23 protein-coding genes are annotated in these 24,998 nt (G+C 71.6%); 17 read left to right on the forward strand and 6 right to left on the reverse strand.

Features of this window, described 5'->3' with window-relative positions:
* The first annotated feature begins 26 nt into the window (after positions 1-26).
* From B072_RS0103640 to B072_RS0103655, 4 genes are all read left to right on the forward strand, one after another.
* Positions 27-1,346, forward strand: coding sequence for an N-acylneuraminate cytidylyltransferase (locus B072_RS0103640; protein WP_018528568.1), 1,320 nt, complete (start codon positions 27-29; stop codon positions 1,344-1,346).
* A gap of 14 nt (positions 1,347-1,360) precedes the next feature.
* Positions 1,361-2,302: an N-acetylneuraminate synthase family protein gene (locus tag B072_RS0103645; protein WP_018528569.1), complete on the forward strand. Its 942-nt coding sequence runs from the start codon at positions 1,361-1,363 to the stop codon at positions 2,300-2,302.
* A 73-nt stretch (positions 2,303-2,375) separates the two neighbouring features.
* The gene (locus B072_RS0103650) at positions 2,376-3,401 is read left to right on the forward strand and encodes a hypothetical protein (protein ID WP_018528570.1); all 1,026 of its coding nucleotides are present in this window, start codon (positions 2,376-2,378) and stop codon (positions 3,399-3,401) included.
* A 308-nt stretch (positions 3,402-3,709) separates the two neighbouring features.
* Positions 3,710-4,897, forward strand: a complete 1,188-nt coding sequence (locus B072_RS0103655; protein ID WP_018528571.1) for a Cmx/CmrA family chloramphenicol efflux MFS transporter — start codon at positions 3,710-3,712, stop codon at positions 4,895-4,897.
* Between the two features lie 70 nt (positions 4,898-4,967).
* Here the strand turns inward: B072_RS0103655 and B072_RS0103660 are convergent, their stop codons facing one another.
* The gene (locus B072_RS0103660; RefSeq protein ID WP_018528572.1) at positions 4,968-5,639 is read right to left on the reverse strand and encodes a DUF4097 family beta strand repeat-containing protein; all 672 of its coding nucleotides are present in this window, start codon (positions 5,637-5,639) and stop codon (positions 4,968-4,970) included.
* A gap of 235 nt (positions 5,640-5,874) precedes the next feature.
* On the opposite strand from B072_RS0103660, the gene B072_RS0103665 reads away from it, so the two are divergent.
* Positions 5,875-6,606: a MarR family transcriptional regulator gene (locus tag B072_RS0103665; protein ID WP_018528573.1), complete on the forward strand. Its 732-nt coding sequence runs from the start codon at positions 5,875-5,877 to the stop codon at positions 6,604-6,606.
* A gap of 16 nt (positions 6,607-6,622) precedes the next feature.
* Here B072_RS0103665 and B072_RS0103670 read toward each other — a convergent pair whose 3' ends face one another.
* Positions 6,623-7,354, reverse strand: a complete 732-nt coding sequence (locus B072_RS0103670; protein ID WP_018528574.1) for a glucose 1-dehydrogenase — start codon at positions 7,352-7,354, stop codon at positions 6,623-6,625.
* Between the two features lie 440 nt (positions 7,355-7,794).
* Here B072_RS0103670 and B072_RS0103675 point away from each other — a divergent pair, with 440 nt between their 5' ends.
* The 8 genes from B072_RS0103675 (at position 7,795) to B072_RS0103710 (ending at position 17,368) form a co-directional block, all read left to right on the forward strand.
* Entirely contained in the window at positions 7,795-9,066 is a 1,272-nt protein-coding gene (locus tag B072_RS0103675) for an amidohydrolase (protein ID WP_018528575.1), read from the forward strand.
* Positions 9,067-9,430: 364 nt separating this feature from the next.
* Entirely contained in the window at positions 9,431-10,495 is a 1,065-nt protein-coding gene (locus B072_RS0103680) for a BMP family lipoprotein (protein WP_043243123.1), read from the forward strand.
* Positions 10,496-10,769: 274 nt separating this feature from the next.
* Entirely contained in the window at positions 10,770-11,816 is a 1,047-nt protein-coding gene (locus B072_RS0103685) for a BMP family lipoprotein (protein WP_018528577.1), read from the forward strand.
* A 246-nt stretch (positions 11,817-12,062) separates the two neighbouring features.
* The gene (locus B072_RS0103690; RefSeq protein WP_026245413.1) at positions 12,063-13,619 is read left to right on the forward strand and encodes an ABC transporter ATP-binding protein; all 1,557 of its coding nucleotides are present in this window, start codon (positions 12,063-12,065) and stop codon (positions 13,617-13,619) included.
* A gap of 2 nt (positions 13,620-13,621) precedes the next feature.
* Positions 13,622-14,761, forward strand: a complete 1,140-nt coding sequence (locus B072_RS0103695; protein ID WP_018528579.1) for an ABC transporter permease — start codon at positions 13,622-13,624, stop codon at positions 14,759-14,761.
* Positions 14,761-16,023: an ABC transporter permease gene (locus tag B072_RS0103700; protein ID WP_018528580.1), complete on the forward strand. Its 1,263-nt coding sequence runs from the start codon at positions 14,761-14,763 to the stop codon at positions 16,021-16,023. The genes B072_RS0103695 and B072_RS0103700 overlap by 1 nt, the downstream gene beginning before the upstream one ends.
* Entirely contained in the window at positions 16,020-16,418 is a 399-nt protein-coding gene (locus B072_RS0103705) for a cytidine deaminase (protein ID WP_018528581.1), read from the forward strand. Before B072_RS0103700 ends, B072_RS0103705 begins: the two co-directional genes overlap by 4 nt.
* Before the next feature lie 191 nt (positions 16,419-16,609).
* Positions 16,610-17,368, forward strand: a complete 759-nt coding sequence (locus B072_RS0103710; RefSeq protein WP_018528582.1) for a class I SAM-dependent methyltransferase — start codon at positions 16,610-16,612, stop codon at positions 17,366-17,368.
* 7 nt (positions 17,369-17,375) lie between these two features.
* On the opposite strand, the gene B072_RS0103715 is transcribed toward B072_RS0103710, so the two are convergent.
* Complete coding sequence (locus B072_RS0103715) at positions 17,376-17,696, reverse strand: hypothetical protein (protein WP_158689137.1); 321 nt, start codon at positions 17,694-17,696, stop codon at positions 17,376-17,378.
* A 134-nt stretch (positions 17,697-17,830) separates the two neighbouring features.
* On the opposite strand from B072_RS0103715, the gene B072_RS0103720 reads away from it, so the two are divergent.
* From B072_RS0103720 to B072_RS0103730, 3 genes are all read left to right on the forward strand, one after another.
* The gene (locus tag B072_RS0103720; protein WP_018528584.1) at positions 17,831-19,063 is read left to right on the forward strand and encodes a beta-ketoacyl-[acyl-carrier-protein] synthase family protein; all 1,233 of its coding nucleotides are present in this window, start codon (positions 17,831-17,833) and stop codon (positions 19,061-19,063) included.
* A gap of 100 nt (positions 19,064-19,163) precedes the next feature.
* Positions 19,164-20,441, forward strand: coding sequence for a thymidine phosphorylase (locus tag B072_RS0103725; protein WP_018528585.1), 1,278 nt, complete (start codon positions 19,164-19,166; stop codon positions 20,439-20,441).
* 95 nt (positions 20,442-20,536) lie between these two features.
* Positions 20,537-21,127, forward strand: coding sequence for a Uma2 family endonuclease (locus B072_RS0103730; protein WP_026245416.1), 591 nt, complete (start codon positions 20,537-20,539; stop codon positions 21,125-21,127).
* A 1-nt stretch (position 21,128) separates the two neighbouring features.
* Here the strand turns inward: B072_RS0103730 and B072_RS0103735 are convergent, their stop codons facing one another.
* Positions 21,129-22,058 carry an AEC family transporter gene (locus tag B072_RS0103735; protein WP_026245417.1) on the reverse strand — a complete coding sequence of 310 codons (930 nt, stop codon included), beginning with the start codon at positions 22,056-22,058 and terminating at the stop codon, positions 21,129-21,131.
* A 134-nt stretch (positions 22,059-22,192) separates the two neighbouring features.
* Here B072_RS0103735 and B072_RS0103740 point away from each other — a divergent pair, with 134 nt between their 5' ends.
* Positions 22,193-22,597, forward strand: a complete 405-nt coding sequence (locus tag B072_RS0103740; RefSeq protein WP_234018778.1) for an STAS domain-containing protein — start codon at positions 22,193-22,195, stop codon at positions 22,595-22,597.
* On the opposite strand, the gene B072_RS0103745 is transcribed toward B072_RS0103740, so the two are convergent.
* Positions 22,505-23,485 (reverse strand): sigma-70 family RNA polymerase sigma factor, encoded by a 981-nt coding sequence (locus B072_RS0103745; RefSeq protein WP_018528588.1) that lies wholly within the window; start codon positions 23,483-23,485, stop codon positions 22,505-22,507. The genes B072_RS0103740 and B072_RS0103745 overlap by 93 nt on opposite strands.
* Before the next feature lie 175 nt (positions 23,486-23,660).
* Entirely contained in the window at positions 23,661-24,962 is a 1,302-nt protein-coding gene (locus tag B072_RS0103750; protein WP_018528589.1) for an MFS transporter, read from the reverse strand.
* Between the last annotated feature and the right edge of the window lie 36 nt (positions 24,963-24,998).

Here is a 24,998-nt window from a genome sequence, read left to right on the forward strand (position 1 = left end):
ACCAACTCCCCGAAGGAGAAGCGCACATGACCGAAACGGAAGCGGTCGACGCCGCCCCCGTACGCCGCGTGCTCGCGGTGATCCCCGCCCGTGGCGGCTCCAAGGGAGTGCCGGCCAAGAACCTCGCCCCGGTCGGCGGCGTGCCCCTGGTGGCGCGGGCCGTCCGCGAATGCCGGGCCACCCGGTTCGTCACCGACGTCGTGGTCTCCACGGACGACGCGGCGATCGCCGCCGCGGCCCGCGAGGCCGGCGCGGAGGTCGTGACCCGGCCCACCGCCATCGCGGGCGACAAGTCCAGCTCCGAGGCGGCCGTGCTGCACGCCATGGACGCGCACGAGGCGCTGCACGGCGCCGCCGTCGACATCGTCCTCCTCGTCCAGTGCACCAGCCCCTTCCTCGTACGCGACGACATCGACGGCGTCGTCCGGGCGGTCGCCGACGACGGCGCCGACAGCGCGCTGACCGTGGCGCCCTTCCACGGCTTCGTGTGGCGCGACGCGGCCGACGAGCCCGAGGCCGTCGCCGCGCGGCGTGCCCGCGCGGCCCGGTCCGGGGAGGGCGGCACCGTGGCCGTCCTCGCCGACCCGCTCACCGGCGGCGGCTACGGCGTCAACCACGACAAGTCCTTCCGCCAGATGCGCCAGGACCGCCCCCAGGACCTTCTGGAGACCGGCGCCGTGTACGCGATGGAGGCCACCGGCTTCCGCCGCCACGAGCACCGCTTCTTCGGCCGTACGGACCTCGTCCGCACCGACCCCGCCCGGGTCCTGGAGATCGACGACCCGCACGACCTGGCCCGCGCCCGCGCGCTGGCCCCCCTCCTCGACCAGCGCGTCCTTCCCTCGATGGAAGACATCGACGCGGTCGTCCTCGACTTCGACGGCACCCAGACCGACGACCGGGTGCTGATCGACTCCGACGGACGGGAGTTCGTCACCGTGCACCGCGGTGACGGCCTCGGCATCGCGGCCCTCCGCAGGAGCGGCCTGCACCTGCTGATCCTGTCCACGGAGGTGAACCCTGTGGTCGCCGCCCGGGCCCGGAAGCTCAAGATCCCGGTCCTGCACGGCATCGACCGCAAGGACCTCGCACTGAAGCAGTGGTGCGAGGAGCAGGGCATCGCGCCGGAGCGCGTGCTCTACGTCGGCAACGACGTCAACGACCTCCCCGTGTTCGGCCTCGTCGGCTGGCCCGTGGCGGTCGCCAGTGCCCATGACGTCGTGCGCGACGCCGCACGCGCCGTCACCACCGTCCCCGGTGGCGAAGGCGCGATCCGGGAGATCGCGGGCTGGCTCCTCGGCCCCTCTCTCGCCTCTCCCGACACCCTCAAGCCGCTCGACAAGTAAGGAACGTACTCACCATGTCTGTCCTCAACTCCCGCCTCCGCACCTTCGGTTCGCGCACCGCGGGCCCCGGCCGGCCCGTCTACATCACCGGTGAGATCGGCATCAACCACAACGGTGACCTGGAGAACGCGTTCAAGCTGATCGACGTCGCCGCCGAGGCCGGCTGCGACGCCGTCAAGTTCCAGAAGCGCACCCCGGAGATCTGCACCCCGCGCGACCAGTGGGACATCGAGCGGGACACCCCCTGGGGCCGGATGACGTACATCGACTACCGCCACCGCGTCGAGTTCGGCGAGGACGAGTACCGCCGGATCGACGAGCACTGCAAGAAGCGCGGCATCGACTGGTTCGCCTCCCCGTGGGACACCGAGGCCGTCGCCTTCCTGGAGAAGTTCGACGTCCCCGCCCACAAGGTCGCCTCCGCCTCCCTCACCGACGACGAGCTGCTGCGCGCCCTGCGCGCCACCGGCCGCACCGTCATCCTCTCCACCGGCATGTCGACGCCGAAGCAGATCCGGCACGCCGTCGAGGTCCTCGGCAGCGACAACATCCTGATGTGCCACGCCACGTCGACGTACCCCTCGGTCGCCGAGGAGCTCAACCTCCGCGTCATCAACACCCTCCAGGCCGAGTACCCGAACGTCCCGATCGGCTACTCCGGCCACGAGACCGGCCTGCAGACCACGCTCGCCGCCGTCGCCCTGGGCGCCACCTTCGTCGAGCGCCACATCACCCTCGACCGCGCCATGTGGGGCTCCGACCAGGCCGCCTCCGTCGAGCCGCAGGGCCTGCAGCGCCTCGTCCGCGACATCCGCACCATCGAGGCCTCCCTCGGTGACGGCGTCAAGAAGGTCTACGAGTCCGAGCTCGGCCCGATGAAGAAGCTGCGCCGCGTCGCGGGCGTCGTCGCCGAGTCGGAGATCGCCGTCGCCGCCGGTGAGCCGGTCGGCGTCTGATCCACCAAGTCCCAGGCGGTTCGGCGGAGTTCACGCGCCGGACCGCCACGGCGTCCCTCGGGAGGGTCGCAGCATGTCCGGCAGCAGTACGTTGTGCTTCGTCGAGAGTCCGGTCCAGCTCCTCAACGTCCTCGAATGGGCGCACATCGACGGTGGCGAGGTCACGATCGTCGTGCTCTCGCCCACCGACCCGATGACCCGCGGCCAACTGCGCCGGGTCGCCGAACTCGCGCGCGGGGAAGGCCACTCGGTGCGCTGGGAAGAGGCGCGCGGCGGCGCGGCCGCCCCGTTCCAGACGATCGGCGGCCTCGCGGGCCCGCTCCGCGCGGCGGACCGGATCGTGATCGGCGACCCGTTCTCCCGCTACGTACAGCTGCTCCTGACGATCACCCGGGCCCGCGACCTCGTCGTCGTCGACGACGGCACCGCCACCATGGAGTTCGTCACCCAACTCGCCCGCGGGGAACGGTTCGTGCGCTGGCACCGGCGCGGCGGCCGGCCCGGCCCGCGCGACATCGCCTTCGGCCCGGTCGCCTCCGCGGCCCGCCGCAGGCTCACCCCGCGGCCGGGCGGCCGCACGGTGTCCCTGTTCACGTCCATGCCGGTGGACGGGGTCCCGGACGGGGTGACCGTGGTGCCGAACGCGTACGCGTGGACGCGGGCCCGGTTCGGCCCGCCGCGCCTGACGCGCGGCGCCGACCTGGTCGGCACCTCCCTGGTGGAGACGGGAGTCGTGGACATGGACCGCTATGTGCAGGCGGTCCGCGAACTCTCCGCCGCCCACGGCGCCACCCGCTACTTCGCGCACCGCCGCGAGAGCGCCGACAAACTGCACCGCCTCGCCGTCGAGACCGGCCTGGAGATCGTCCGCCCGGACCTGCCCCTGGAGCTGATCGCCCGCCGGGGGCCCATAGGCCGTACGATCCTCAGCTTCCCGTCGACCGTGGTGCACACCCTGCCGATCGCCCTCGCCGGTACGGACGTCAAGGTCGCGGTCTGCGAGATCGACCCGGCCTGGCTGAGCGAGGGCGTGTCCGACCACGCGCAGGGGTTCCTGGCGGGGATCGCGGGGTCGGCGCGCGGGGTGCGGGCGGTGTGACGACGGGCGAGCAGCCGCCGCCCGCCTCGCATCCCCTTGCGTGCCGCTTCCCGGCGGGCGTCCGGCACGTCGCCTCACCTCTTCCGGCGAGAGGGATCAAACCGCTGGACGGCTCCGGCGGGCGCCGCCTAGCCTTCCTGCCCATGAGCAGCCCCGAGTCCGACAGACTCCGGCCACCGGCAGCCGTCCGGTGGCCCTTCTCCGCGCAGCGTTGAGGCGTCCCGCCTCCGCCGACGCCTGCCCTCGCCACCGCCCGGACTGCCGTACCGCGACCCTTCCCTCTCGCTCGTACGGTCACGGAGTCCGCTGTGCCCTTCGTCCTTCCCCTGCTCGCCCTTGCCGTCTTCGCGCAAGGCACCTCCGAGTTCATGCTGTCCGGGCTCGTCCCGGACATCGCCCATGACCTGGGCGTGTCCGTCCCCGCCGCCGGCTCGCTCACCTCGGCCTTCGCCCTCGGCATGATCGTCGGGGCACCGGCGACGGCGCTGCTCGCACGCCGCAGGCCACGCCGCGAAGCCCTGTGCGGGACGCTGCTCGTCTTCCTGCTGGCGCACGTCGTGGGGGCGCTCACCTCCGCCTACGGCGTCCTGCTCGCCACCCGGGTCGTGGCGGCCCTGGCCAACGCCGGATTCCTCGCCGTCGCCCTCGCCACCGCCGCGTCCCTGGCCGCCCCGGACGCCAAGGGCCGCGCCACCTCGATCCTCCTGGGCGGCACCACGCTCGCCTGCGTCGCCGGAGTGCCGGGCGGGGCGCTGCTCGGTCAACTCCTCGGCTGGCGGGTCGCGTTCTGGGCCGTGGCCGCGCTGTGCCTGCCCGCGCTCGTCGCGGTCGTGCGGTGGGTTCCGGCGGCCGACGACGCCCTCGACGAGGGGACCGCCCCCGGGAACGTACGCGACGAGGCCCGCGCCCTGCGCTCGCCGCGCCTGCTCACCGTCCTCGTGCTCGGCGCCCTCGTGAACGCGGCGACCTTCTGCACGTTCACGTACCTGGCGTCCCTGGCGACGGACGTGACCGGCATCGACCCGGGCCGGGTGCCGGTGCTCCTCGCGCTCTTCGGCCTCGGCTCCTTCGCGGGCGTCATGGCGGCGGGCCGCTGGTCGGACGCCCGGCCCACGCCGGTGCTCGTGGGCGGCGGGGCGGCACTGCTCGCGGGCTGGGTGCTGTTCGCGTACGCGGCGGACAGCGTCCCGGCCACCCTCCTGCTCGCCTTCGCCCAGGGCGCCCTGTCCTTCGCCGTCGGCTCCACACTGATCGCGCGGGCCCTGTACGCGGCGTCCGGCGCCCCGAACCTGGCGGGCGGCTGCGCGACGGCGGCGCTCAACGTCGGTGCGGCGCTGGGCCCTTGGGCCGGCGGCCTGGTCATCGACGGCGGGCTCGGGTACCGGGCCGTGGCGGGCGTGAGCGCGGTGCTCGTGGCGGCGGCGTTCGTGGTCGGGGGCGCGGGCGCGACGGCCCGTGCGGCACGTCGGCGTACGGCTTCGCGACCCGGCGCGTGAAAGGGGCGGCGTACTCCGACCTGGTGCCATGTCGGAGTACGCCGCCGGGGGCGTGGGCCGCGCGGCCGGTTCAGAGGCTGCGGGCGGTGATGTCGCCGTAGGCGGTGGTCGCGTGGACGGTCAGGTCGCTGCCGGCGCCCGCGCTGTTCTTGAGCGCGTTCTGGATCCGGCCGTAGCCGGTGCCGGCGTCGAGGGCGGCCGAGACGCCGGGGGCGGCGCCGACGTTCACGTCACCGGACTCGGTGCGCAGGGTGAGCGTGCCGCGCACCGCCTCGGTGACGGTCAGGTCGCCCTGCAGGGTGCTGATCTCGGCGTTCCCGCCCAGGCGGCCGACCGAGACGTCGCCGTCCTTGAGGGAGAGCCGGACGTCGGCGGCCTCGTCGAGCTTGACGGGGCCCTGCGCGCTCTCGAAGGTGACGTCGCCGAGGCGCCCGACGCCCCGGAGTTCGGCGGCGGCGGCCTTCGCCTCGACGTGCGAGCCGGCCGGCAGCTGCACCGTGACCTCGACGGCGCCCGAGGAGCCGAAGAGCTGGTTCTTGGCGGCGGGGGCGGCGATCCGCAGCACCCCGTCCGCGTAGCCGACCTCGATCCCCTCGGCGGCCTTCACGTCACGGCTCTTGGCGGGGTTGGCGGGGCGGATGTCGACGGTGGTGTCGGTCCGGTCGGCGGCGATGAACCGGATGCGTCCCGCGGGGATGTCGAGGACGGTGGAGATCGTGGCGGGGGTGGCGAACTTCTGCATCGTGGGCTCCTTGACTCGTTGTTTCCGATGAATGAAACGCTACGTTGCATTCGCGGAGCTGGCAACGAGTTCGTTGCGCTTGGATCAGGTAATGGCAGGTGAAAGGCATGAAATCGTTGCAACGATATCTCGCCTAACGCAACGGATCGCACCCCGTACGTTGCAATGGAATGAAGGTGAACGCTATAGTCGGCGCGGTCGGGAACAGTGATGGAGCAGTGCGAAGGAGACCGCGATGCCGGGAGGCAGGCTCAGCCAGCAGGAACGCCAGCAGATCGCGCTCGGCCTCGGCGACGGCCTGGCCTACGCGGAGATCGCGCGGCGCCTGGAGCGGCCCACGTCGACCATCACCCGCGAGGTGATGCGCAACGGCGGCCCGACCGGCTACCGCGCGGACCTCGCCCACCGCGCCACCGAGCAGCGCGCCCACCGGCGCAAGCAGGCGGCCGCACCCCGCGGCCCGCAGGCGGTGCCGCAGGCCCACGGGCGGGACGCGGAGGCGGTGCGCGCGTACGAGGAGGCGTTCACCACCGTGATGATGGCCCAGGGGCTGCCCGCGATGATGGCCCGGGTGATGGCCGCCCTCATGCTCACGGACTCCGGCAGCCTCACCGCCGCCGAACTGGTCCAGCGGCTCTCGGTCAGTCCGGCGTCCGTCTCCAAGGCGATCGCGTTCCTGGACAGCCAGGGACTGGTGCGCCGGGAGCGCGACGAGCGCCGCCGCGAGCGCTACACCGTCGACAACGACGTCTACTACCAGTCGATGATGGCCAGCGCGCGGTCCACCGCCCAGGTCGTCGCGACCGCGCGCGAGGGCGTCGGCGTGCTCGGCCCCGGCACCCCGGCCGCCGTGCGCCTGGAGAACGTCGCCCGCTTCCTCGACTTCGTCTCCGAGAACATGGTCCGCGCGGCGGAACAGGCCCGCGACATCCTGCACGTGAGCCCGGAGACACCGACAGACCACTGATGCGTGATCGTGACGGTCAGAACATGCCGCCCCCGGCATGGATCGTCTGCCCGGTGATCCACCGGCTCGCGTCGGAGGCCAGGAACCCCACGACGTCCGCGATGTCGTCGGGCCGCCCGATCCGCCCCAGCGGGGCCCGGGCCACCAGCTCGGCGCGGGCCTGCTCCGGCAGGCCCGCGGCGAAGGCCTCGGTGTCGGTGGCGCCGGGCAGCACGCTGTTCACCGTGATGCGGCGAGGCCCCAACTCCTGGGCGAGCGTGCGAACGAGTGCGTCGCCGGCCGCCTTCGACGCCCCGTAGACCCCGGATCCGGGCCGCGCGGTGACAGCGGTCCCACTGGACACGACGACGATCCGCCCGCCCTCGCGCACCCGGCGCGCCGCCTCCCGCAGCGCGAGGAACGTGCCGCGGGTGTTCGTACGGAAGATCGTGTCGAAGTCCTCGTCGCTGGTCTCGGCGATGGGCGCGAAGCGTGCGACGCCGACATTGCACACGACGGTGTCGATGCCCCCGTACTCTCGCTCCGCGACATCGAACAGCCCACGCAGCTCGTCCTGTTCGCCGGCGTCGGCCTGCGCGGCGACGGCCTGCCCGCCGGACCTCTCGATGGCCGTGACGACCTTGGCGGCGGCGTCCGCGTCCGACCGGTAGTTGACGACGACGGCCGCCCCGTCCGCGCCGAGGCGCTCGGCTATGGCGCGGCCGATCCCGCGGGAGGCTCCGGTGACGAGGGCGACGCGATCGGGCATGGGGTCCTCCTGGCCAAGTTCCGGTGGCTTGTCGATCGCCACCCTCGATCGCTCGCGCAACAGGTGTCAAACGATCGCGGCCCCGGCTCTTGCCGCCGACGAGCAGCGCACGGGGCGGTGGTGGCAAGGAGTCCTCACGCGCCCCGGCCGGGGCGCCTTCGTGGGGGCGCGCGTCTCCGTGGCGGTGATGCCACGGGTACGAGGGGGAGGGCCTCCGGGGCGCGGCCGAAGGGCGCGGCAGGTCCGGGGCGGTGCTCCGCCGTCTCGTGGCTCTGGTGGCGGCCCGCATCGGAGCCGCCGGAGGGCGCGGACGGAAAGAAACTTCATACCCGCCCCGCGCGATCCGTATGCGCAGCCCGGCCGACTTTCTTACCCCAATCTGGCTGAACTTTTGTTGATCGACCGTTAGTTGGCCCCCGCATCGCCCTACCCTTCAGAGGGTGAACCAGACGAAGTCCCGAGAGTCCGAGGCCGACAAGCCGGGAGAAGCCGCCGGGGAAGCAGCCCCCGGCGCCGAGCTCCCCGGCACGCTGCCCGACGCCCTGCGCACCGAACTCATCGCCTTCCGGCGCGACTTGCACATGCACCCCGAGCTGGGCAACCAGGAGTTCCGCACCACCGCCGCGCTCAAGGCCCGCCTGGAGAAGGCGGGGCTCACGCCACGGGTGCTCGGCATGGGGACCGGGCTCATCTGTGACATCGGGACCGAGACCGGGGAGTGGTCCGGCGGACGCGGCATGTTCGCGCTGCGGGCCGACATCGACGCGCTGCCCATCCCGGACACCAAGGTCAACTGCGCCTACCGGTCCACCGTTCCGGACCGCGCGCACGCCTGCGGCCACGACGTGCACACCACCGTCGTGCTCGGCGCCGGACTCGTCCTCGCCGAGCTGCACCGCAAGGGCCGGCTGCCGCACCCCGTGCGGCTGATCTTCCAGCCCGCCGAGGAGGTGCTGCCCGGCGGAGCGCCCGACGTCATCGAGTGCGGAGCCCTCGACGGCGTACGGAAGATCGTCGCCGTGCACTGCGACCCGAAGGTCGACGCCGGACGGATCGGGCTGCGGCAGGGCGCCATCACCTCCGCCTGCGACCGCCTGGAGGTCACCCTCGACGGGCCCGGCGGGCACACCGCGCGCCCGCACCTCACCACCGACCTCGTCGTCGCCGCCGCGAGGGTCGCCACCGACGTGCCGGCCCTGGTCGGACGCCGGGTCGACGCCCGCTCCGGGCTCTCCGTCACGTGGGGGCGCCTGGAGACCGGTCACGCGTGCAACGTGATCCCGCAGCACGCCGAACTCTCCGGCACCGTCCGCTGCCTGGACCTCGACGCCTGGCGGCAGGCGCCCGACCTGGTGCACGCGGCCATCCAGGAGATCGCCGACCTGTACCGGGCCAAGCCCGTCGTGAACTACGTGCGCGGAGTCCCGCCCGTCGTCAACGACCCGGCCGTGACCGACCTGCTGCGGGACGCCATGACCGCCCGGCTCGGGGCCGACTCCGTCGAGGACACCCCGCAGAGCCTGGGCGGCGAGGACTTCTCCTGGTACCTGGAGCACGTCCCGGGCGCCATGGCGCGGCTCGGCGTGAAGACGCCGGGGGACCGGGTCGGCCGCGATCTGCACCAGGGCGACTTCGACGCCGACGAGTACGCGATCACGGTGGGCGTGGAGCTGTTCACGGCGGCGGCCCTGCTGGACGCTGAGCTCGCTTGACCGGGTGCCGGGTGCGCTTGATGTGCGGCTGCGGCCCGGTGGGGCTTCTCGCGCAGTTCCCCGCGCCCCTGAAGCATGCGCTGCGCGCAGCTTCCCCTGAAGGCCGCAGGCCTTTCAGGGGCGCGGGGAACTGCGCGAGCAACCCATCACCGAGCCGCACCCGCCCGACTGCGGAACCCCGCAGACGCCCCCGCGAAATGCCCCCCTTCGCACCCCGCGTCCCTACCCGACACCCAGATGTAACCAACCCCCGGCACGATCCGGTAACGGCGGAGCCGAACCCGCTTCCCCGGCCCTTCTACGCGCGTTACGCTCCGCCGAACTCAGCGCCCTGCGCGGCGTGTTGACGAAGGAGCACTCCATCATGCGTCGTTCTCGTACAACCCGGGCCACGCGGATAGCCGTGGCCGTCACCGGTCTCGCGCTCGCCGCCACCGCTTGTGGTGGCACCAGCAGTGAGGCCGGCGACGACGACGGCTCCGCGAAGGAGAACCTGGGCCTCGCCATCGCGTACGACGTCGGTGGCAAGGGCGACCAGTCCTTCAACGACTCCGCCTACGAGGGCCTGGAGAAGGCCAAGACCGAGTTCGGGTACAAGACGGCCGACCAGGAGCCGAAGGACGGCGAGTCCGACGACGACAAGGCGCAGCGCCTGGGCAACCTGGCGAAGGCCGGCTACAACCCGGTCGTCGGCATCGGTTACGCCTACGGCCCGGCCCTGGAGAAGGTGGCGAAGAAGTACCCGAAGACCACCTTCGGCATCGTCGACTCCGTCGTCGAGGGCAAGAACGTCGCCTCCCTCGTCTTCGCCGAGAACGAGTCCTCCTACCTCGCCGGTGTCGCCGCCGCCAAGGCCACCAAGTCGAACCACGTCGGCTTCGTCGGCGGTGTCGACAACGAGCTGATCAACAAGTTCCAGGCCGGCTTCGAGCAGGGCATCAAGGACACCAAGAAGGGTGTCAAGGTCGACGTCCAGTACCTCGACGAGGACCCGGCGAAGGGCTTCGCCAGCCCCGACCTCGGTGAGGCCGCCGCCGACAAGCAGCTGGAGGACGGCGCCGACGTGATCTACCACGCGGCCGGTCTGTCCGGGCAGGGCGTCATCAAGGCCGCCGCCGAGAAGAAGAAGTGGGTCATCGGCGTCGACTCCGACCAGTACAAGCAGCAGACGCTCGCCAAGTACAAGGACTACATCCTCACCTCCGCGCTCAAGGAGGTCGGCGAGTCCGTCTACACGCTGGCCAAGTCGGTCGAGGACAAGAAGCCGCTGACCGGCGTCCAGACCTTCGACCTCAAGGTGAACGGCGTGGGCGCCTCCGAGTCCAACCCGAAGTTCAAGGAGATCTCCGGTCTCGCCGACGCGGTCGCCAAGGCGAAGAAGGGCATCGTCGACGGTTCGATCAAGGTCGCGGTCAAGCCGGCCAAGTGAGGCCGCGGGAGTGATCCCCGGACCCGTGCCGGGGTCACCCCCCGGCACACGTCATACGTACAACGCCAGGCGGCGTCAGGGCGGGCGCGGAACTCCTTCCGCGCCCGCCCTGCGTTGCGTTCGGGAAGGTCCGCCACAGGTGCGCCGGATGCTGTGCATCGCCCTGATAACGACTCGGACAGAAGGGGTTTTATGTTCTGTCTACGCGCGTTACTCTGCGGCGAACTCAGCGTCGGGCCCTGCTTTCCGGCGCTTGTACGAAGGAGCTCTTCCCATGCGCCGGGTTTCCCGCATAGCGGTCGCAGGCACCGCCACCGCCTCGCTCGCTCTCGCTCTCTCCGCCTGTGGCGGCACGTCGTCCGACGCCTCGTCGTCGGCCGGCGGCAAGGACAAGGGCCTCGCCATCGCGTACGACGTCGGTGGCAAGGGCGACCAGTCCTTCAACGACGCCGCCTACGAGGGCCTGAAGAAGGCCAAGAGCGAGTTCGGCTACGACGTCGCCGACCAGGAGCCGAAGGACGGCGAGTCCGACGACGACAAGGCGGCACGCCTGGTCAACCTGGCGAAGGCGGGCTACAACCCGGTCGTCGGCATCGGCTACTCCTACGCCCCGGCGGTGAAGGAGGCCGCGGCCAAGTTCCCGAAGACGACCTTCGGCATCGTCGACGACTCCTCGGTCCAGGGCAAGAACGTCGCCGACCTGGTCTTCCAGGAGAACGAGGTCTCCTACCTCGCCGGCGTCACCGCCGCCCTGAAGACCAAGTCGAACCACGTCGGCTTCGTCGGCGGCGTCGACAACGCGCTGATCAACAAGTTCCGGGCCGGCTTCGAGCAGGGCGTCAAGGACACCAAGAAGGGCGTCAAGGTCGACGTCCAGTTCCTCGACGAGGACCCGGCCAAGGGCTTCGCCTCGCCGGACCTCGGCAAGGCCGCCGCCGAGAAGCAGCTCGAGGACGGCGCCGACGTCGTCTACCACGCCGCCGGTCTGTCCGGTCAGGGCGTCATCGAGGCCGCCGCCGCCGAGAAGAAGTACGCGATCGGCGTCGACTCCGACCAGTACAGCCAGAAGCCGCTGGCGGCGTACAAGAAGTACATCATCACCTCCGCCACCAAGGGCGTCGCCGAGTCGATCTACAAGCTCGCGAAGTCGGTCGAGGACGGCAAGCCGGAGACCGGTGTCATCACCGGCAACCTGAAGTCGGGTGAGGTCTCCCTCGCCGACTCCAACCCGGAGTTCAAGAACGACAGCAAGCTCCAGGCCGCGCTGAAGAAGGCCGAGGCGGGCATCGTGGACGGCTCCATCACGGTCGCCGCCAAGTAACAGGCAGGCAAGCAGGCACAGCCGCAAGGCGAAGGGGGGCCCGGACCGCGTGTGCGACGCGGTCCGGGCCGACCCGGTCGGTGACCGGGGCCTCCGGGGCCGAAGCATCCCCGTCCGGACGCTTCTTCCCCGTAACACGTTCGTGGGATCCTGCTCGGACTCCGGCTCGAACACGAACTCACTTCTCGCACAACGCTGTTGGGGCGCTACGCGTGTAGGCGACCCCCCTTCCCAGGAGAGTGCGCCATCGCCACGTCAAGCTCCCCGCCGACCGCAGTCGCCGTAGAACTCCAAGGCATCACCAAGCGGTTCCCGGGCGTCGTCGCCAACCACGACATCTGCCTCACCGTCCGCAAGGGCACCGTGCACGCCCTGGTCGGCGAGAACGGGGCAGGCAAGTCCACACTGATGAAGATCCTCTACGGCATGCAGAAGCCGGACGAGGGCACCATCACCATCCACGGCGAGCAGGTCTCGTACTCCTCGCCCGCCGACGCGATCGTGCGCGGCATCGGCATGGTGCACCAGCACTTCATGCTCGCGGACAACCTCACGGTCCTGGAGAACGTCGTCCTCGGCAGCGAGAAGCTGTACGGGATCGGCGCGAAGGCCCGCAAGAAGATCCTCGAGATATCCGAGCGGTACGGGCTCGGGGTGCGCCCCGACGTCCTGGTCGAGGACCTCGGTGTCGCCGACCGGCAGCGCGTGGAGATCCTCAAGGTGCTGTACCGGGGCGCCACCACGCTGATCCTGGACGAGCCGACGGCCGTGCTCGTGCCGCAGGAGGTCGACGCGCTCTTCGACAACCTGCGCGGACTCAAGGCCGAGGGCCTGTCCGTCATCTTCATCTCGCACAAGCTCGGCGAGGTCCTCTCCGTCGCCGACGAGATCACCGTCATCCGGCGCGGCACGACGGTCGGCACCGCCGTCCCCGCCGAGACGACCCCCAAGCAGCTCGCCGAGCTGATGGTCGGCAGCGAACTGCCCACCCCCGAGACCGCCGAGTCCACCGTCACCGACCGACCGGTGGTCGAGGTCGACGACCTGCGGCTCGCGGCCCCCGGCGGCGGCAAGCCGCTCCTCGACGGCATCACGTTCACCATCCACGCCGGTGAGGTCCTGGGCCTCGCGGGCGTCGAGGGCAACGGACAGACCGAGCTGATCGAGGCCCTCATCGGCCTGGAGCACGCCGACAGCGGCGTCATCAAGATGCTCGGCGAGGACATCACCTCCTGGACGACCCGCAAGCGCCGCGAGTCAGGCGTCGGGTACATCCCCGAGGACCGTCACCGCCACGGCCTCCTCCTGGACGCGCCGCTGTGGGAGAACCGCATCCTCGGCCACGTCACCGAGAAGCCCAACAGCAAGGGCTTCTGGCTGGACCCGAAGGCCGCGCAGGCCGACACCGAGCGGATCGTGAAGGACTACGACGTCCGCACGCCCGGCATCGACGTCACCGCCGCCTCCCTGTCCGGCGGCAACCAGCAGAAGCTGATCGTCGGCCGCGAGATGAGCCACGCCCCCAAGTTCCTGATCGCCGCCCACCCCACCCGCGGTGTGGACGTCGGCGCGCAGGCGCAGATCTGGGACCAGATCCGCGAGGCCCGCCGCGAGGGCCTGGCCGTGCTCCTCATCTCCGCCGACCTCGACGAACTGATCGGCCTCTCCGACACCCTCCGGGTCATCTACGACGGCCGCCTGGTCGCCGACGCCGACCCGGCCTCCATCACCCCGGAAGAGCTGGGATCCGCCATGACCGGTGCCGCCTCGGGCCACCTGGAGCACACGGAAGACGGTGCCTGACCATGAACATCCTCAAGCGCTGGAATTCCGAGCGGATCCTCCTCGCGGCGGCCGGCCCCGTCATCGCCCTCGTCGTGGCGTTCGCCCTGACCGCGATCGTGCTGCTCGCCTCGGGCGAGAACCCGGTCGAGCCGTTCTCGATCATGTTCGAGCAGGCGACGTTCTCCGACGTCCAGGTGCTGATCATCAATGACGCCGCCGGTCTCTACATCGGCGCGCTCGCGGTGGCCATCGGCTTCCGGATGAACCTCTTCAACATCGGTGTCGAGGGCCAGTACCGGCTCGCCGCCTGTGTCGCCGCCATCGTCGGCGCGCACATCGCGTTCCCGGCCTTCCTGCAGATCCCGCTGCTGATGCTGTCGGCCGCCGTGACCGGTGCGATCTGGTCCGGCATCGCCGGTGTGCTCAAGGTGACCCGCGGCGTCAGCGAGGTCGTCTCCACGATCATGCTCAACTCGATCGCGGCGTCGGTCATCGCGTACCTGACGCTGGAGGACGCCTTCGGTGTCGCGGTCGGCAACAACCGCACCACCGGCGAGATGGACAAGGCGGGCTGGTTCCCCGGCATCAACATGGGCGACCAGATCGGCACCGTCTACGGCTTCGTGATCGTCGCCGTCGTCCTCGGCGCCGTCTACTGGGTGATGCTCAACCGCACCCGCTTCGGCTTCGACCTGCGCGCCTCGGGCGCCTCCGAGACCGCGGCCGCCGCCTCCGGTGTCTCCGCCAAGAAGATGGTCCTCACCGCGATGCTCCTGTCGGGCGCCGTCGCGGGCCTCGCCGGTCTGCCGACGCTGCTCGGCTCGACGCACACCTTCTCCGACTCCTTCCCGGCCTCGCTCGGCTTCAACGCCATCACCGTGGCGCTGCTCGGCCGCAACAGCCCGGCCGGCATGGCGCTGGCCTCGCTCCTGCTCTCCTGGCTCTTCAACGCGGCCGACCCGCTCGACCTGAAGGGCTACAGCTCCGAGATCGCCACGATCATGCAGGGCCTGATCGTGATCGCCGTCGTCGTCTCCTACGAGGCCGTCCGTGTCTGGGGCACCCGCCGCCAGCAGCAGCGGGTCGGCGCCGAACTCGCCGCGGGCCACGTCCTCGGCACCTCCGACTCCCACGAGAAGAAGCAGGAGGTGGCCGCCTGATGAGTACGGCACCCGTCCTCGACAAGACGCCCGCCGCGACCTCCGCGGCACGGCGCAAGCTCAGCCTCCCCGTCCTGCTCCTGCTCATCGCGGGCCTGCTCTGCCTGGTCTCCGCGGTCCGCCTCATCACCGACGCCAACGGCCTGACGTCCGTCAGCCAGATGTCGACGGCCCTCCAACTCGCCGTCCCCATCGGCATGGCGGGCCTCGGCGGCCTGTGGGCCGAGCGCGCGGGCGTGGTCAACATCGGCCTCGAAGGCATGCTGATCCTCGGCACCTGGTTCGGCGCCTGGGCCGGCTACCAGTGGGGCCCCTGGGTCGGCATCCTCGCCGCACTGATCGGCGGCGCGCTCGGCGGCCTGGTGCACGCCATCGCCACCGTCACCTTCAACGTGAACCACATCGTCTCCGGTGTGGCCATCAACATCCTGGCCCTGGGCGCGACCCGCTACCTGTCGGCCATGATCTACGACGGCATGGACAACGCCACCACCCGGCAGTCCCCGCCCGTCTCCAGCCTCGGCGAGTTCACCGTCCCCGGCCTCGCGGACGCGCTCGCCGACCTCAACAAGCAGGGCTGGTTCCTGATCTCCGACATCGCGGGCCTGCTCGGCGGCGTGATGACCGGTGTCTCCTGGCTGACCCTGATCGCGGTGCTGCTGATCCCGGCGTCCTGGTGGATCCTGTGGCGCACCTCGTTCGGCCTGCGCCTGCGCTCCTGCGGCGAGAACCCGGTCGCGGCCGAGTCGCTCGGCGTCAACGTCATCAAGTACAAGTACATCGCCGTGCTGGCGTCCGGCGCCCTCGCGGGCCTCGGCGGCGCCTTCCTCTCGATGGTCTCCTCCAACTACTACCTGGAGGGCCAGACCGGCGGTCGCGGCTACATCGGTCTCGCCGCGATGATCTTCGGCAACTGGATGCCGGGCGGACTCGCCCTCGGTGCGGGCCTGTTCGGCTACAGCGACACCCTCAAGGTCCGCGGCGGCACGGAGAACACCCACGCGCTGCTCCTGCTGATCGCGCTCCTCGCGCTCCTCGCCGTCGCGTGGCTGATCTGGAAGAAGAAGTACGTCGGCGGAGTCGTCACGCTCGCCGTCTCCGTCCTCCTCTTCTTCTGGTACGCCTCCACCGACTCGGTCCCGAGCCAGGTCGCCACGGCCATGCCGTACGTCATCACCCTGATCGTGCTGGCGCTCTCGGCACAGCGCCTGAGGATGCCGAAGGCGGACGGACAGCCGTACCGGAAGGGCCAGGGCACGTGACGGACGTGACGGTCGCCGACTGGGAGGCACTGCGGCAGGCGGCGCGCGCGGCCATGTCCCGCGCGTACGCCCCGTACTCGGGCTTCCCGGTCGGCGCGGCCGCCCGCGTCGACGACGGCCGCACCGTCACCGGCTGCAACGTCGAGAACGCGTCGTACGGGCTCGGCCTGTGCGCCGAGTGCGGTCTGGTCTCGCAGCTGGTGTCCACCGGCGGCGGCCGCCTCACGCACTTCACGTGCGTGGACGGCAAGGGCGAGATCCTCATGCCGTGCGGCCGCTGCCGTCAGCTGTTGTACGAGTTCGGGGGCCGGGAGCTCCTGCTGGAGACGTCCGCCGGGATACGCACGCTCGGCGACATGCTCCCGGACGCGTTCGGCCCGGAGCAGCTGGGCTGATTGTTCGGGGCGGGTGCGTGGGGGCTTCTCGCGCAGTCCCACCGGCCCTGAAGGCCACAGGCCTTCCAGGGGCGCGGGGAACTGCGCGAGAAGCCCCCACCGGCCCGCACCCGACAACGCACCGACGAAATGGCGCCCAACGCTTGGCAAAGCGTGGGCCGCGTCCCCGCGCCGGGCCGGATCATCACCCCATGACGACCAGCACGCAGGGCCTGGCCTTCGAGCAGGCCGCAGCCGACTACGCAGCCAACCGCCCCTCGTACCCACCCGCACTGATCGACGCGGTGGAAGACCTCGCGGGCCGCCCCGTCGCGGGAGCCCGCGTCGCCGACGTAGGAGCCGGCACCGGCCTCGGCACCGCCCTGCTGCACGCCCGCGGCGCGCACGTCGTCGCCGTCGAACCGGGCCCGATGATGGCCGCCCAGCTCCGCCGCACCCTGCCCGGCGTGTCCCTGGTCCGCGGCGACGGCAACCGGCTGCCGCTGGCCTCCGCCTCCGTCGACCTGGTGACCTACGCCCAGGCCTGGCACTGGACCGACCCGGCCCGCTCCGTCCCGGAGGCCAGGCGCGTCCTGCGCCCGGGCGGCGCGCTCGCCCTGTGGTGGAACGACCAGGACTCCACCGACGGCTGGGCCGCCGCCCAACTCGCCCGCGTGCGGCGCTTCCTCGGGGCTGAGGACGACGCGAACCAGGGCCCGCCCGACTTGATGGTCCGGTTCCGCCGGCTGCCGCCCGGCCTGGACTTCGGCCGCCGGCAGGTGGCGTGGACCCGCCGCGTCACCGTCGGCACCCACCTGGCCAACCTCGCCAGTTACTCCGACTTCCTCGTACGCGACGCGGACACCGTCGCCGCGTTCCTGGCCGCCGAACGGGACCACCTGAGCGCACTCTTCCCCGGCGGCACGCTGGAGGAGAAGTACGTGGTGAGCCTGGCCGTGGCCCGACCCTGAGCGGCGGCTACCGCAGGCCGCGCGCCGCGAGTTCGTCCGCGCATTCCTCCGGCACCGTCATGGCCGAGAGGGTGCCCTTGACCTGAAAGGTGGGGCTCGCGGACGGATCCAGCAGCCTCTCCCGCTCCTCCCGCCGCTCCCGCGCGGCGGCGGCGCGGCCCCGCTCGACGCGGTCGGCGATCTCGTGGCAGTCGACCGAGGTGGTCGCGCCATGGCCGTCGGGCCGCGCGTCACCCTCGTACGAACCGGATTCGAGGATGGCCGTCGCGCCGAGCCCGGCCAGGCAGAGCCCGGCCCACACTCCGACGAGTCGTCTGGCACTCGGCATTGTCACTACTCCACAAATCTCGTGAGCCGAATCGCTCGCCTTCCCGGCTTCTTCGCCAGCAGTTCGCCGTGATGGTCTCAGAGGAGATCGCGATCTGTCTTGTGAACTGTCTATAAGGCCTGGAGGAGAGCGGAATGCCCAAGAACGCCAGGGGAGCGGGTGCGGTGCTGGTGACCGGGGTCGGTGCGACGACCCCCCTGGGCGCCGACGCCGCGACGACCTGGGCGGGCCTGCTGGCCGGGAGGTCCGGGGTGCGCGCACTGACGGAGGAGTGGGCCGAGGGGCTTCCGGTGCATGTCGCCGCCGGGCTCGCCCAGGACCCGGCGGCGGAACTGTCCCGCGTGGAGGCCCGGAAGCTCGACCGGGTCGAGCGGGTCGCGCTGGTCGCCTCCCGCGAGGCGTGGCGGGACGCGGGCGCGCCCGAGGTCGACCCGGTGCGGCTCGCCGTGGTGATCGGCACCGGCACCGGCGGCGTCCTCACCACGCTCGGCCAGGACGACGTCCTGGAGCGGTCCGGGCCGCGCAGGCTCTCCCCGCACACCGTGCCGATGCTCATGCCCAACGGCCCCGCGGCCCACGTCAGCATGGACCTGGGGGCGAAGGGCGGTGCCCGCACCCCGGTCAGCGCCTGTGCCTCCGGCGCCGAGGCGCTCGCCGTGGGCCTCGACCTGATCAGGGCGGGCCGGGCCGACGTGGTCGTGGCCGGGGGAGTGGAGGCGTGCCTGCACCCGTTCACGCTCGCCGCGTTCGCGCAGATGAAGGCGCTGTCGCCGAGCTCGGAGCACCCCGAGTCGGTCTCCCGCCCCTTCGACGCCGCGCGCAACGGCTTCGTCATGGGCGAGGGCGGCTGCGTCATGGTCCTGGAACGCGCCGGCTTCGCCCGGGCCCGCGGCGCCCGCGCCCTCGGCACCCTGGCCGGCGCCGGGATCGGGTCCAGCGCCGACCACATCACGGCGTCGGACGTCGCCGGGCAGGTGGCCGCCATCGAACTCGCCCTGCGTGACGCCGGGTTGAGCCCGTCCGACATCGGTCACGTGCACGCCCACGCGACCTCCACCCCGTCCGGCGACCTCGCCGAGGCCGAGGCCGTGCGGAAGGCCGTCGGCGACCACGCCCCGGTCAGCGCGACCAAGTCGATGACCGGCCACATGCTCGGCGCGTCCGGCGCGCTCGGCGCCCTGTCGGCGCTCCTGACCCTGCGCGACGGCATCGCCCCCGCGGTACGCAACCTGGACGACCCGGACCCGCGGGTCGACCTCGACGTCGTACGCGGCGAGAACCGCGCCGGCCACTGGGACGCGGCCCTCGCCAACTCCTTCGGGTTCGGCGGGCACAACGTGAGCCTGGTCCTCACGGCCGAGCAGTGACCCCGCGCCACCGCCTTGCCCGCCCAGCTCTCTTCACGCGCGGCATCTATGCGCGTAGAGTCGCGGCATCGCGTCGAGCCGAACCGTTGGAGGATTTGCCATGGACGTCATCTCCGTCATCCGCACGAAGCGGGACCGGGGCCGGCTGAGTGACGAGCAGATCGACTGGGTCGTCGACGCGTACACGCGCGGCACGGTCGCCGACGAGCAGATGTCGGCGCTCGCCATGGCGATCTTCCTGAACGGCATGGACCGCGCGGAGATCGCCCGCTGGACCGCCGCGATGATCGACTCCGGTGAGCGGATGGACTTCTCGGTCCTGCCCCGCCCCGCCGCCGACAAGCACTCCACGGGCGGCGTCGGCGACAAGATCACGCTGCCGCTCGCCCCGCTGGTGGCGGCCTGCGGCGCGGCCGTCCCGCAGTTGTCCGGCCGCGGCCTCGGCCACACCGGCGGCACCCTCGACAAGCTGGAGTCGATCCCCGGCTGGCGCGCGGACATCACCAATGAGGAGATGATGCGCACCCTGGAGGACGTCGGCGCCGTCATCTGCGCGCCCGGCAGCGGACTCGCCCCCGCCGACAAGAAGCTCTACGCGCTGCGCGACGTCACCGCCACCGTGGACTGCATCCCGCTCATCGCCTCCTCGATCATGTCGAAGAAGATCGCGGAGGGGACCGGCTCGCTCGTCCTCGACGTGAAGGTCGGCACCGGGGCCTTCATGCGGCAGCTCGACCAGGCTCGTGAACTCGCCCGCACCATGGTCGGGTTGGGCAAGGACCACGGTCTGCCGACGGTGGCGCTGGTGACGGACATGAACACCCCGCTCGGCCTGACCGCGGGCAACGCGCTCGAAGTACGGGAATCCGTCGAGGTGCTGGCGGGCGGCGGCCCCGCCGACGTCGTCGAGCTGACCCTCGCGCTCGCCCGCGAGATGCTCGACGCGGCGGGCCTGAAGGACGCCGACCCCGCCAAGGCCCTCGCCGACGGCTCGGCGATGGACGCCTGGCGGCGCATGATCGCGGCGCAGGGCGGCGACCCGGACGCGGCGCTGCCCACGGCCCGCGAGACCCATGTCGTCACCGCCACGGAGTCGGGCGTCCTCACCCGCCTCGACGCCCTCTCGGTGGGCCTCGCCGCGTGGCGGCTCGGCGCCGGGCGCGCCCGCAAGGAGGACCCGGTGCAGGCCGCCGCCGGCGTCGAACTCCATGCCAAGCCCGGCGACTCCGTCTTCGCGGGCCAGGTCCTGATGACGCTGCACACCGACACCCCGGAGCGGTTCGCGTACGCCCTCGAAGCACTGGCGGGCGCGTACGACATCGCACCGGCCGGCACGGACTTCACGGCAGGGCCCATCGTGCTGGAACGTATCGGCTGACCTGGGGTTTCTTCTTTCGCGTGAACGGGATCGGTGGACCGCCACCGGTCCCGTTCGGCATGCTGGTATCGGTGACGACCGAGGGGAGCACCGCCATGAGCCCACTCGCCGTCGAGCCCGGGCCCGCCCGCGGCTCGGACTGGGACGAGCTCGTCCGTGTCTGGGAGGAGACGGACGCCCCCGAGGGCTGCAAGGTGGAGATCATCGAGGGGATCGTCACCTTGGCGCCGCCGCCTTCCGAAGAGCACAACGACGCCGCTGAACTTGTCACCGAGATCCTCTGGCCCGCACGGCCCGAGGGCTGTGGGATTTACCAGGCCCTCGGCCTGATCGCCGCCGACGCCGGAGGCCTCTACATCCCCGATCTCTGCGTCGTCCCCCGCGCCGCACTGCGTGAGCGCCGCCGCGTCCAGGCCGCTGAGGCGGAACTGGTCGTCGAGATCACCTCGCAGGACAACGCCAACCACGACCGGGTCAAGAAGGCCCACGGATACGCGAAGGCCGGCGTTCCGCTCTACCTGCTCCTGGACCCCTGGCACTCAGGGCGACCGACGGCGACGCTGTACGGCGAACCCGCGGGCGGGACCTACCGGGTGCTGGACTCGGTGGAGTACGGCGAGGAACTGAGGCTGCCCGCCCCGTTCGCCATCACCCTCGACATCAATGTGCTGCCTCTCAACGACTGAGTCACCCCAACAACGCCGCCACCACCACCAACACCGGCACCGCCACCATCGTCGACAAGAGAATCGACTCCCGGGCCAACCGCTCGCCCACCCGGTACCGGCTCGCGTACGTGAACAGGTTCTGCGCCGCCGGAAGCGCCGACGTCACCACCACGTCGAGCAGCCGCGCCCCGTGCAGCCCGAACACGGACGTCGCCAGCGCCCACGCCGCCACCGGCTGGCCCACCGACTTCAGCGCCGTCGACAGCAGCACCGGCACCCGGTCCGCGCCGCGCCCGCCCGGCCACGAACTCCCGCACAGCGAGATGCCGAACGCGATCAGGATCGCGGGCACCGACATGTTCGCGATCAGTTCCAGCGGGTCGAAGACCGGGGACGGCACCGTCCAGCCGGTCGCCGACACCGCCACCCCGGACAGCGAGCCGATCGCGATCGGATTGCGGAACGGCGTCAACAGCCGCTGCCCCCACGTCAGTCGCGCCCCCGACGACGCCTCCGCCAGATCGAGGATCGTCAGCGCGATCGGCGTCACGAACAGCTGCTGGAAGAGGAGGACCGGGGCCACGAGCGAGGCGTCGCCGAGGACGTACACCGCGATCGGGATGCCGAGGTTGCCCGAGTTCACGTACGAGGAGCAGAGCGCGCCGATCGTGGTGCGGCCGACGCCCCAGCCGCGTACCGCACCCACCGCGACGAAGATTCCGGCCGTCACCGCCGTGGACAGGGCCGTCACCAGCAGGCTCGGCGAGAGGATCAGGGACAGGTCCGCCTTGGCGAGCATCGTGAAGAGCAGGGCCGGGGTCGCCACATGGAAGGCCAGCTTGGTGAGCACCTCGCGGCCGCCCTCGCCCAAGTAGCCGCGCCGGCCGATGACATAGCCGACCGCGATGACGATCGCGATGACCGCGAACCCGTTGAGTACCCCCTGCACGTACTCCACCCTCGGACGCGGAAGAACCGCAGGTCAACGTTGATCAGGATCAACGTGATCCAGCCCACGCCGAATCCACGGCGGGGCACCGGCGCATGCCGATGAGTTTCGGCGCGCCGTCCGGTCTCGTCTACGTGGCTGATTCTGTGTTCTCCGGGTCCTCTCCGTCCTCTCCGTCTCCCGTCGTGGTCGTCGCCGGGCCGATCGGGCCTGCCGACGTGCAGGGGCTGTGCGACCGCGTCCGCCGCGCCGCCCACCAGTGCGCCCCGGACGGCGATGTCGTCTGCGACGTCGCCGGCGTGACCGGCACCGGTCTCGCCACCGTCGACGCGCTCGCCCGGATGCAGCTCGCCGCCCGGCGGGCCGGGGGCCGGATCAGATTGCGCGACCCGTCCCCGAAGCTCGCCCTGCTCATCCGACTCGCCGGGCTCGAAAGCCCTTTGGGACTAGGCGTCGAGATGCTCGGGGACGCCGAACAGCGGGAACCACCGCTTGCCGAGGTCCAGGAAGCAGTGGAAACCCGCGATGCGCCCCTCTGAGATCTCCAGGACCTGGATGGCCCAGGGCGTGAAGCCGCCGTTGTCCGGGTCGGGCTTGTAGTGGGCGAACGCCGGCGTCCCGTTCGCCGAGACCGGCAGCAGGCGGGAGTTCTCGCACTCGCTGCCGATCGTGAGCATGAAGCCCGTGATGTCGTCCGTGCCGCGCAGCCACAGGTCGAACGGCGGCATCGTCATGACCGCGTCCTCGGCCAGCAGCTCGGTGAGCGCCTTCATGTCGTAGCCCTCGAACGCCGTGACGTAGCGCTCCAGGAGCTTCTGCTGCTCGTCGTCCAGCGGGTTCGCCGTCGCCGAGTCCGCCGGGGGCGCCTCCGCGAGCGTCGCCCGCGCCCGCTGCAGCGCGCTGTTCACCGACGCCACCGACGTGTCGAGCAGCTCGGCGACCTCGCTCGCCTTCCACGCCAGCACCTCGCGCAGGATCAGCACCGCCCGCTGCTTGGACGGCAGCTGCTGCAGGGCCGCCACGAAGGCGAGCCGCACCGACTCGCGCGCCACGGCCGCCTCCGCCGGGTCGTGCACCGTCGGCAGAACACGGGCGTCGGGCATCGGCTCCAGCCACACATTGTCGGGACGGGGGGTCAGCGCCGCCTGGGCCAGCGGGGCCGCCGCCGTCAGGTCCATCGGACGGGCCCGCTTGTTGCCCGCGTTCAACGAGTCCAGGCACACGTTCGTCGCGATGCGGTACAGCCACGAGCGCAGCGAGGAGCGGCCCTCGAACTTGTCGAAGCTGCGCCAGGCCCGGACCATCGTGTCCTGCACGGCGTCCTCCGCCTCGAACGCGGAGCCCAGCATCCGGTAGCAGTAGCCGGTCAGCTCGACCCGGTATTTCTCCAGGTCTTCGAGCCCGGCCTTCGTCGCGGTGTCACTCATGGTCCTACGCCCCCATCGCGGCTGTGATTCCCAGCACATCCCCAGTACTTCGCAAGCTACCGCAGCCCACTGACAACGGCCCCCGGACCGGCGAAAAGCGCAGGTCGGGAGGCCGTCGACGAAAGCCGTGGGACGGGTGTGGAAGCCGGGTGAGGGCCTAGTGGGGGCGTGACCGTCAGTGCGCGGCGGCCAGCTTCCCGCCGCGCCGCTCCCGGGACCGTGCCGCGTACGTCCCCCACAGCGTCAGCGAGACGACACCGAGCACGGCGGCGAAACCGAGCCCCACCGTGCCGCCCCAGCCCGCCGCGTGGAACGCCATGGCGCCCACCGCCGAGCCGACGCTGGAGCCGATGTAGTACGCGGACTGGTACAGCGCCGACGCCTGCGCGCGCCCGTGCGTCGCGGTGCGGCTGACGGACGAGGACGCGGTCGCGTGCCCGGCGAAGAACCCCGCCGTGATCAGCACGAGGCCGAGCAGGACGACCGGCAGCCGGGGCATCAGGACGAGCACCAGGCCCGCCGCCGTCGTGCCCGCGCCCAGGTACAGCGTGCCGCGCCGCCCGAGCCGCGCGACCAGCCTGCCGGCCGCCGACGAGGAGACCGTGCCCACCAGATAGACCAGGAAGATCGAGCCGACGAAGCCCTGGGAGAGCGAGAAGGGCGCCGCCGTGAGCCGGTAGCCGATGACCGTGTACGTCGCGCCGAACACCATCATGAACAGCGCGCCGATCACGTACAGGCGGCGCAGCAGCGGGTTGGCCAGGTGGTCGCCGACCGTGCGGACCAGCGCGCGCGGGTGCAGCGACCCGGGCGTGAAGTGGCGCGGCGCCGGCAGCAGGAGACGGAACGCGATCGCGCACGCCACGGCGATGACGCCGACGGTGCCCACGGCCGCCCGCCAGCCCCACGCCTCGGCGATCCAGCCGCCGATGATGCGGCCGCTCATGCCCCCGATGGAGTTGCCCGCGACGAACAGGCCGATCGCCGTGACCAGCGCCTTCGGCCGGACCTCCTCCGCCAGGTACGCCATCGCTGAGGCCGGGAGCCCGGCCAGCGCGGCACCCTGGAGCACCCGCAGCGCGACCAGGACCTCCAGGGTCGGCGCGAACGGGACCAGCAGACCCACCGAGACGGCGACCGCCAGCGACGCCGTCATCACCGTGCGCCGCCCGAACCGCTCCGACAGCGCGCTCAGCGGCAGCACGCACACCGCGAGCGCGAAGGTCGCGCCGGACACCGTCCAGCTCGCCGCGCTCGCGCTCGCGCCGAAGCCGGCCGAGACGAGGGGGAGCAGGGCCTGCGTGGAGTAGAGCAGCGCGAAGGTGGCGATCCCGGCGAGGAAGAGGGCGAAGCTCATCCGGCGGTAGCCGGGGCCGCCCGGGGTCATCCGGGTGTCGGATTGCTCGACGGCGGTGTGCTCGACGGCGGGGGCGGCGACCGCAGGGGTGACGGCCGCCTGACTACTGGCAGGAGACATGCCATGAACGTAGGACCGTCCGACTCATGCGTCCAA

It is taken from the genome of Streptomyces sp. HmicA12 (assembly GCF_000373565.1).
GTDB lineage: Bacteria > Actinomycetota > Actinomycetes > Streptomycetales > Streptomycetaceae > Streptomyces.

What these genes read in the sequence shown, in the direction of transcription:
- B072_RS0103720 (WP_018528584.1), top strand. Translation starts at nt 17,831, where the DNA reads ATGCCCAAGAACGCCAGGGGAGCGGGTGCGGTGCTGGTGACCGGGGTC.
- B072_RS0103650 (WP_018528570.1), top strand. Translation starts at nt 2,376, where the DNA reads ATGTCCGGCAGCAGTACGTTGTGCTTCGTCGAGAGTCCGGTCCAGCTC.
- B072_RS0103725 (WP_018528585.1), top strand. Translation starts at nt 19,164, where the DNA reads ATGGACGTCATCTCCGTCATCCGCACGAAGCGGGACCGGGGCCGGCTG.
- B072_RS0103745 (WP_018528588.1), bottom strand. Translation starts at nt 23,485, where the DNA reads ATGAGTGACACCGCGACGAAGGCCGGGCTCGAAGACCTGGAGAAATAC.
- B072_RS0103710 (WP_018528582.1), top strand. Translation starts at nt 16,610, where the DNA reads ATGACGACCAGCACGCAGGGCCTGGCCTTCGAGCAGGCCGCAGCCGAC.
- B072_RS0103700 (WP_018528580.1), top strand. Translation starts at nt 14,761, where the DNA reads ATGAGTACGGCACCCGTCCTCGACAAGACGCCCGCCGCGACCTCCGCG.
- B072_RS0103640 (WP_018528568.1), top strand. Translation starts at nt 27, where the DNA reads ATGACCGAAACGGAAGCGGTCGACGCCGCCCCCGTACGCCGCGTGCTC.
- B072_RS0103695 (WP_018528579.1), top strand. Translation starts at nt 13,622, where the DNA reads ATGAACATCCTCAAGCGCTGGAATTCCGAGCGGATCCTCCTCGCGGCG.
- B072_RS0103750 (WP_018528589.1), bottom strand. Translation starts at nt 24,962, where the DNA reads ATGTCTCCTGCCAGTAGTCAGGCGGCCGTCACCCCTGCGGTCGCCGCC.
- B072_RS0103715 (WP_158689137.1), bottom strand. Translation starts at nt 17,696, where the DNA reads ATGCCGAGTGCCAGACGACTCGTCGGAGTGTGGGCCGGGCTCTGCCTG.
- B072_RS0103645 (WP_018528569.1), top strand. Translation starts at nt 1,361, where the DNA reads ATGTCTGTCCTCAACTCCCGCCTCCGCACCTTCGGTTCGCGCACCGCG.
- B072_RS0103665 (WP_018528573.1), top strand. Translation starts at nt 5,875, where the DNA reads ATGCCGGGAGGCAGGCTCAGCCAGCAGGAACGCCAGCAGATCGCGCTC.
- B072_RS0103685 (WP_018528577.1), top strand. Translation starts at nt 10,770, where the DNA reads ATGCGCCGGGTTTCCCGCATAGCGGTCGCAGGCACCGCCACCGCCTCG.
- B072_RS0103660 (WP_018528572.1), bottom strand. Translation starts at nt 5,639, where the DNA reads ATGCAGAAGTTCGCCACCCCCGCCACGATCTCCACCGTCCTCGACATC.
- B072_RS0103670 (WP_018528574.1), bottom strand. Translation starts at nt 7,354, where the DNA reads ATGCCCGATCGCGTCGCCCTCGTCACCGGAGCCTCCCGCGGGATCGGC.
- B072_RS0103730 (WP_026245416.1), top strand. Translation starts at nt 20,537, where the DNA reads ATGAGCCCACTCGCCGTCGAGCCCGGGCCCGCCCGCGGCTCGGACTGG.
- B072_RS0103680 (WP_043243123.1), top strand. Translation starts at nt 9,431, where the DNA reads ATGCGTCGTTCTCGTACAACCCGGGCCACGCGGATAGCCGTGGCCGTC.